The organism is Streptomyces sp. NPDC088147, assembly GCF_044741565.1.
In the GTDB taxonomy this organism is placed as follows: domain Bacteria; phylum Actinomycetota; class Actinomycetes; order Streptomycetales; family Streptomycetaceae; genus Streptomyces.
Genome location: NZ_JBIUSY010000015.1, coordinates 122497 through 129896, shown reverse-complemented (window position 1 = coordinate 129896; position 7400 = coordinate 122497). Strand labels below are relative to the sequence as shown.

4 protein-coding genes are annotated in these 7400 nt (G+C 76.3%); all 4 read left to right on the top strand.

Annotation, left to right across the window (positions count from 1 at the left end; translation table 11 throughout):
• Window positions 1–579: 4'-phosphopantetheinyl transferase family protein (locus ACIOGX_RS36695; protein ID WP_401919072.1), on the top strand; the 579-nt coding region annotated here is incomplete at its 5' end.
• 769 nt (window positions 580–1348) lie between these two features.
• Window positions 1349–3637 carry a condensation domain-containing protein gene (locus tag ACIOGX_RS36690; protein ID WP_401919070.1) on the top strand — a complete coding sequence of 763 codons (2289 nt, stop codon included), beginning with the start codon at window positions 1349–1351 and terminating at the stop codon, window positions 3635–3637.
• Window positions 3638–3982: 345 nt separating this feature from the next.
• Window positions 3983–4570 (top strand): TetR/AcrR family transcriptional regulator, encoded by a 588-nt coding sequence (locus tag ACIOGX_RS36685; RefSeq protein WP_387014231.1) that lies wholly within the window; start codon window positions 3983–3985, stop codon window positions 4568–4570.
• Window positions 4571–5043: 473 nt separating this feature from the next.
• The gene (locus ACIOGX_RS36680; RefSeq protein WP_401919082.1) at window positions 5044–7392 is read left to right on the top strand and encodes an AAA family ATPase; all 2349 of its coding nucleotides are present in this window, start codon (window positions 5044–5046) and stop codon (window positions 7390–7392) included.
• The last annotated feature ends 8 nt before the right edge of the window (window positions 7393–7400 follow it).

The following is a 7400-nucleotide window of genomic DNA, read 5'->3' as shown; positions in this document are numbered from 1 at the left end:
ACCAAGTGCACGGCCGCGGCCGCGCTGGGCGTGAGACCCGCCGATCTCGACCTCGCGTACAAGATAGGCGGGCGGCCCTATCTGCGGGGCTTCGGGCAGATAGACGTGAGCCTCACCCACACCGACGACCTGATCGCCGTCGGCATCAGCCGCAACGGCAGGATCGGGGTCGACGCCGAACCCGCCGGCCGGCCCATGCCGTTCGAACTCTTCCAGCGCCATGTGTGCACACCCGCCGAGCACGCGGAACTCGCGGGGCTGCCCGAGGCGGAGCGGACGGCCGGACTGCTGAGACTGTGGACCCTGAAGGAGGCCTACACCAAAGCGCTCGGCCAGGGACTGCGGCTCGGCTTCACCGAGTTCGGCTTCGACGCCGGATCGGGCGGACTGCTCGCGCCCGACGGCACCCCCGCCACACGCGGCGAATGGGCCTTCACGACCCGCCGCGTACTGGGCCGCTATCTGCTCAGCGTGGCCTGCCACGACGTGGGACTGGACACCTCACGCGACACCGCGGCGCACACCATGCTCGACGAGGGATTCATGGGGACCATCGCCGGACTCCTCGGCCCCGGCTGACACCCGCCCCGCCCCGGGACCCGTGGCCACCGGCGCACCCGGCACGGCGGCGAGGCGGCGCGGCAGCACGGCGCCGAGGTGGCGCGGCGGGGCGGTGGCGAGGTGGCGAGGCGGTACGGCGGGGCGGTGGCGAGGTGGCGAGGCGGGGCGGTGGCGCGGCGCGGTGGCGCGGTGGCGCGGCGGGGGCCTGCCGGACGCGTCGGCGGTCCCCGCGGACGCGGTCACCGGCGGCGTAGCGGAACCCGGCCGGCCCGGTGAGGGACCGGCGGGAGCCGGCGCCGGACCCGTCCGCCCCGGCCGCCGCTCCAGGGCGGTTCGCGGATCCGTCCAGAGCCGCTGCAGAAACCGGAATCCCGCCCCCGCGCGCGGCTATCGTGCCGGACGACGGATACGGAAACCGACGGGGACACCAGGACGAGGAGGCTGCCGTGAGAGAACGAGACCTCCCGGCGCCCGCGCCACGCCGCGCCCCCCTCCGGACGCTTCCCGGCGCCATGCCACCCGCCGCCGGGCGCACGGCCGCGGCGGCCGTCTCACGGCCACGGGGGCAGCGGCCCGGCGAACCGCGCCATCGCGCCCACGCGGTGGTCCACGCGGCCGGGACGACGCCGCGCGGACCCCGCTGAGACCGTTCCGTGCCGCCCCGCGCCCGGCCGGACTCGCCCGGCCCGCGCCGCGCCGGCGCCGCATCCGGCCCTCATGGGCCGGGTCCGCACACTCGTTCCGCACCCGCAGAGAGGGGAGGCAGGGGGCGCGCCCCGCACACGCCATGACCGCCAGCCACTCCTCACACACGTCTCCCGACGGGCCGGTGACCGTCGTCGTCGACCCCGGAGAACCCCCCTACGACGCCCCGCCCGTCCTGGAACTGCGCGGCGCCATGGACACCGGCCGTCTCGGAGCGGCGCTGGACCGGATCGCCGCGCGCCTGCCGGACGGCCCGCGCTGGCGGCACCGGATCACCCGCCACGGACCGGGCCACCACACCGTGCGGCTCACCGCCGGCACGCCCGGCGGCCTCCCGGTGGGCCTGCTGGCCGACCTGCTCACCGACCGGCTCCCGGCCGGCACCGTCATACGCGCGCTCGCACCGAGCCCGCTCCAGCGCGAGCTGATGGCCGACGCCGACGCCCACCCCGGCACCGGCCGCCATGTCGAACAGCTCACCTGGGTGTGGCACGGGCCGCTCGACCCCGAACGCTTCACGGCGGCCTGGCAGGCCCTCTTCGACCGGGAGAGCGTGCTGCGCGCCGCCTTCGCCGACAGCCCCGAGCCGCGGATCGTTCTGCACGACCACGTCGAGGCGGACGTCGTGCGGCTGCCGCACGGCACCGACGACTGGGCCGCACTCGTCGAACGCGACCGGCGACGCGGCCTGGACCCGCGCCGGCCCGGACCGCTGCGCGTGACCGTGCTGGACGGCGGGCCCGCCGGGTCCGCGACCGCACCGCCCACGCGGGTGCTGCTCACCTACCACCACGCCCTGCTCGACGACTGGAGCGCCCGCCTGCTTCTGCGGGGGTTCTGCCGCGCCTATCTGGCCGACGGCAGGCTGCCGGGCGGCGAACGGCGCCCCGACCTGGGCGACCACGCGCACTGGCTCGCGGGCCAGGACACCGCTGCGGCACGGGAGTTCTGGTCATGGGCCGCGCCGCCGCCCGGCGCGGCACACTCGCCCCTGCCGGCCGCCGAGGCCACCGCCACCGGCACCACGGTTCCCGCCCCGGGCGGCACGGACACTTCGGACGGCACAGACGGCACAGACGGCACAGACACTTCGGACGGCACAAGCGGCACAAGCGGCACGGACGTTTCAGGCGGTACGGGCGGTACGGGCGGCACGGACGCTTCGGGCGGCACGGGGGCCGGAACCGGGCGTGCCCGGCTGCGGCTCACCGCCGGCCAGACAGCGCGGCTCAGTGCCTGGGCGGCGGCCTGGGGCAGTACCGAGAGCGGTGCGCTCCAGGCGGCCTGGGCGCTGCTGCTGTACCGGGCGGCCGGGTCCGCCGGCCGCCCGGTACCGGTCCGTTTCAGCGTGGCCCTGTCCGGACGCGGCATCCTGCTGGAGGGGGCGGAGTGCCTGCCCGGCGCCCTGCGCAACCCGCTGCCCCTGTCCGTCGTCGTCGACCCCCGCTCCAGCGTGCCGCGGCTGCTGACCGCGCTGCGTGACCGGCTGCTGGACACGTCGGCCTACGAGTGGGTCTCGGCGGGCCAGATCCGCGCCTGGACCCAGGCGCCGGACCGGCCGCCCGGCCCGCCGGGCAGCCTGGTCGTCTTCGAGGGCCGGCCGAGGGTGCTGGAGGGCGTGGTGGGGGAACTCGCCGCTCAGGGAGTGCGCGTGGCGTCCCCGGAGACCCGCGGGGCCCGGACGGCGTTCCCTCTCACTCTCGTCGCCCGGCATCACGAGGACGGCGGGCTGGTCGTGAACGTCACCTACGACCGTGCCCGGTTCACCGGCGTCACCGGTCTTCTGGGGCATCTCGGACGGCTGATGCGGGAACTCCCGCGTGTCGCGGACGAGTCGACGAGCATCGCCGGAGTACTGGAACTCCTGGCCGGCGGCGACACCGCCCCCGCGGACCCCGCCACACATACGGGCCCCGCCGCCGATACGGGCCCCGGCGTCCCTACGGGCCCCGGCGCCGGCGCCTGTGCGGACAGCGGCGGCACCCGGGGGGAGGGGGCGTTCCCGGTCATCACCCTGCGTCCCGCCCGCGACAGCGCCGCCGGGACCGTCTGCCTGCTCCCGTCGCACGGGAACCCCCGCCGCTGCTACGACCTGCTCGCCCGCTCGTACCGGGGGCCGGAGGCACTCGTGCTGCTGGGCTCCGTCCCCCGCGATCCCCGTGCCGTGTACACCGCGCTGCGGCCCCTGGCCGGCGCGGGCGGCCGTCTCGTGCTCGCCGGGTTCTCGGGCTGCGGGGAAACCGCGTACGAGACCGCCCGGCTCATCACGGCGGACGGCGGCCGTCCGCCGCTCCTGGTGCTGGCCGCCGCCTCGGCCGGCGCCGGCGATTTCGCGCGGCTGCTGGAGGCCGCGGCCCGGCGCGCCGGGTGACCACGGGCCGGGGCGCCGTGTGCCCGCGCGGACCCGCCGGCCGAAGAAGCCCTCACCCGGGGTGAGTTCTCCGCCGCGGCCGGTACCGGGTCCGTCGCGGGCACCGCCGGGGTCACCGCCGGGTGCCGGGCTTGGGGAGCGGCCGGGGGCGGGGGACGGACCGGGGCTTCGGCGGCTGCATGCCGCGGCCGCCACGCTTGAACTCGGTGACCGCGCCGGAACGGCGCCCGGTCGCTGTACGGGCTCGCATGTTGACTCCCATCTGTCGCTGCGATGTAGTCTGTTGCAGTGCTTTGAATGTAGTACTTCAGCTGAAGTGGTGTCAATGTCTGTGGAGGTCTCCCCGTGCGCCAGAATCCGGCCCGCCGCACCGCACTGCTCGACGCGGCCATCGAAGTCCTCGCCCGCGAGGGCTCACGCGGACTGACACTGCGCGCCGTCGACGCCGAGGCCCAGGTGCCCGTGGGCACCTCCTCCAACTACTTCCTCAACCGCGCGGAACTGCTGCGGCAGATCATGCGGCGCACCCGTGAACGTCTGACACCGGATCCCGCCGAGCTCGCCGAAACCATGACCGCCCCGCCCTCCCCGGAACTGGTGGCGCTCCTGCTGCGCCAGGTCCATCAGCGCATGGACGCGGACCGCAGCAGCTACCTCGCCATGCTGGAACTGCGGCTGGAAGGCACCCGCCGCCCCGAACTCGGCGCCGACCTCAACAAGATCCTCGCCGCGGAGCTGGAGAACAACGTCCGTTTCCACCTGGACGCGCGCCTGCCCGGCGACCGTGTCACCGTCGTCCTGATGTACCTCGCGGTGCACGGAATGATCCTGGACGACCTCACCGTGCCCGAGGTCCTCTCCGGCTCGGCGGGCGAACTGATCGGTGAACTGTCCCGACGCCTCCTCGGCGGCAGCGCACGGGACACCCCCTAGCGGCGCCCCGGAAGCCCGGCCGGGCTGGGGGTCCTGTCTCTGACCCATGGCGCAAGACGGCGGCCGGCCACAGCTCGAACGCCTGGCGGGCCTCATGCGCGGCTCCGGCTGCCGGGGGTGCTCGGCGGCCATCACGGCGCGCCGGCGCGGCGCCTCGCGTCCGCCGGTGCGGACCGGTGCGCCGGCCGGGAGCCGGGAGCCGGCCGGCGGCTGTCCGCCGTACCCGCCGGACGCGGCCGTGCTGCTGCTGCGGCCGCCGGACGCGGCCGTGCCGCCGCGCCGCACCCTGGCGGACGTCGTGCCCGCGGCCGGTCACGGCCTGCTGCCGGGCAGCCCGTTCGAGGTGCGCACGAGCCCTTCGAGCGGGGCTCCGGTCCGGCACCAGCGAAGCTTCCGTGTTCCTGTGCAGACTTCCCAGGAGAACAGGAGAGGACGGCGGCCATCAGGCCGGCCTGACGACTTGGGGGTTGCCGGTGCGGCTGGCGCGGCGGGGCGCACAACTCGGCCTGCTCGGGCAGCTCTTCGAGGCTGCCCGGCGGGGCGAGGGCCGCGCGGCGCTCGTCACCGGCAGCCCCGGCACCGGCAAGAGCGCCCTGTTACGGGTCTTCGCGCAAGAGGCCCGGCGTTCGGGCGCGCTGGTGCTGAACGCGTCAGCCTCCCCGGCCGAGACGGATCTGCCGTCAGGGGTCGTGGGGCAGCTGCTCAGCGGCGCCGGACCGGACGCCGAACACCACCACCGGCCACGAGGTCTCTCACCGCGGCACTCCTTCGAGGACACCGCTTCGCGCGCAGAGCCCCCGGACGACCCGGCCGTGCTCCACACGGCCCTGCGCGAACTCGCCGCGACCGCCCCCGTGGTGGTCCTCGTCGACGATGTGCACCACGTGGACGAGGTCTCCGCCCGGTGCCTGCTGTATGTGTGCGGACGGCTCGCGACGAGCCGGGTCCTGCTGGTCATGAGCGGCCGCTCCCGGCCCCCGCTGTTGTTGCCGCTGGCCGAACTGCTGAGACATCCCCGCTGCGCCTCCGTACCGCTCACGACCTTCGACGAGGACGGCGTCGCCGAATTCCTGGCCGCGCCCTCGGGCGGCGGAATGGACCTGTCCACGGCGAGGCGGCTCGCCCCCGACTGGCACCGTTTCACCGGCGGGAACCCACGGCTGCTGCGCGGGCTGCTCGACGACCACCGGGCCTGCGAACCGGTGCGCCCCTCCCGCCCGGTGGCGGGCACGGCGTTCCGGCGGGCCGTCACCGGCTGCCTGCGGGGAGCCGGTGCTCCGGCGGTGTCGGCCGCGCGGGCCCTGGCCGTGCTCGCCGACGCCTCGACGCTCACCCTGCTCGCCCGGCTGCTGGAGACCCTCGAACGCGCGGTCGGCCCCTGCCTGGACGAGCTCGACACGATCGGGCTGCTCGACGGCGGACGGCTGCGCCACGAGGGCGTGCGGGCGGCCGTGCTGGAGGAACTGTCCGCCGAGGAGTCCTGCCGGCTGCACACCGCGGCCGGCCGGATGCTGTACGAGAACGGCGCCGAACCGGCCACGGTCGCCCGTCATCTGGTCGCCGCCGATACCGCCGGCGGCCGGTCCGGTCCGGTGTGGGCCGCCGCGGTGCTCGCCGAGGCGGCCCGGCACACGATGAGTTCCGGCGGGGCGCGGCAGGCCGCGGACTTCCTTCGTACCGCCCGACGGGCCGGCGGCCACGAGGAAGCCGGGCTGCTGACGATGCTGGCCCGGGCCGAGTGGGAGACCGATCCCGCGGCCGTGATCCGGCATCTGCCCGACCTCGAACGGAACCTCGGCGCCCGCCCGCCCGCCGGCCTGGACACCGCCGATGTGGTGGGGCTGCTGCTCTGGCACGGGCGTCCGGCCGGGGCGGCGCGGGCCCTGCCGGAGCTGCACGAGCCCGGCGGGGCGGGCGAGCCGGCCGCGGCGCTGGCGTACGTCTACCCGGATACGGGCACCGGGCCGTTCCCGCACGACGCGGCCGAGGCGGGCCGGGAGCCGGCCGGACACGCGGCCGAGGAGCGGGACGAAGCCGCCGAACGCGTGCTGGAGTCGATCGTCTACGACCACGCGCCCCCCGTGTCCGTCGCCGCCGTCCTGTCGGCGCTGCTGCACACGGGGGAGACCGGGCGGGCCGCCCGGTGGTGTGCGCTGCTGGCCGGCGGGGACCGGACGCGGGCGACTCCGGCCCGTCGGGCGGTGGCCGCCGCGGCGGCGGCCGTGGTGCAGGGGCGGACCGGCGCGCACGACCTCGCGGCGGAGCACGCGGGCCGGGCGCTGTCGTTGCTGTCGCCGCGGGCCTGGGGGGTGGCCATCGGGATGCCGCTGTCCGCGGCGGTGCTGGCGGCGACCGGCCGGGGCGCGTACGAGGAAGCGGCGGCGCGGTTGCGCACCCCCGTGCCCGCCGCGATGTTCCACACCCGGGCCGGGCTGCACTATCTACTGGCCAGGGGCCACTACCACCTGGCCGTCGGGCGCCCGAAGGCCGCCCTCGGCGACTTCCACGCCTGCCGTGACCTGCTGGCCGGCTGGCGCCTGGAGCCGCGGGGAGCCGCCGACTGGAGCACCCCCGCCGCCGTCGCGGTGCAGGCCCTGCGCGGCGAGGACGCCGCGGACGGCGACCCGATCGCCGCTCTGACCGAGGCCGAGCGGCGGGTCGTGGTGCTGGCGGCCGACGGCTGCACCAACCGGGCCATCGCGGCCCGGCTGTACCTCACCACCAGCACGGTGGAGCAGCATCTGACCCGGGTGTACCGCAAGTTGTGCGTGAAGTCCCGCCTGGACCTGGCGGACCTCGTGGCGGCGCGGCCCCGGCCCTGACCCGCCGG

What these genes read in the sequence shown, in the direction of transcription:
- ACIOGX_RS36690 (WP_401919070.1), top strand. Translation starts at nt 1,349, where the DNA reads ATGACCGCCAGCCACTCCTCACACACGTCTCCCGACGGGCCGGTGACC.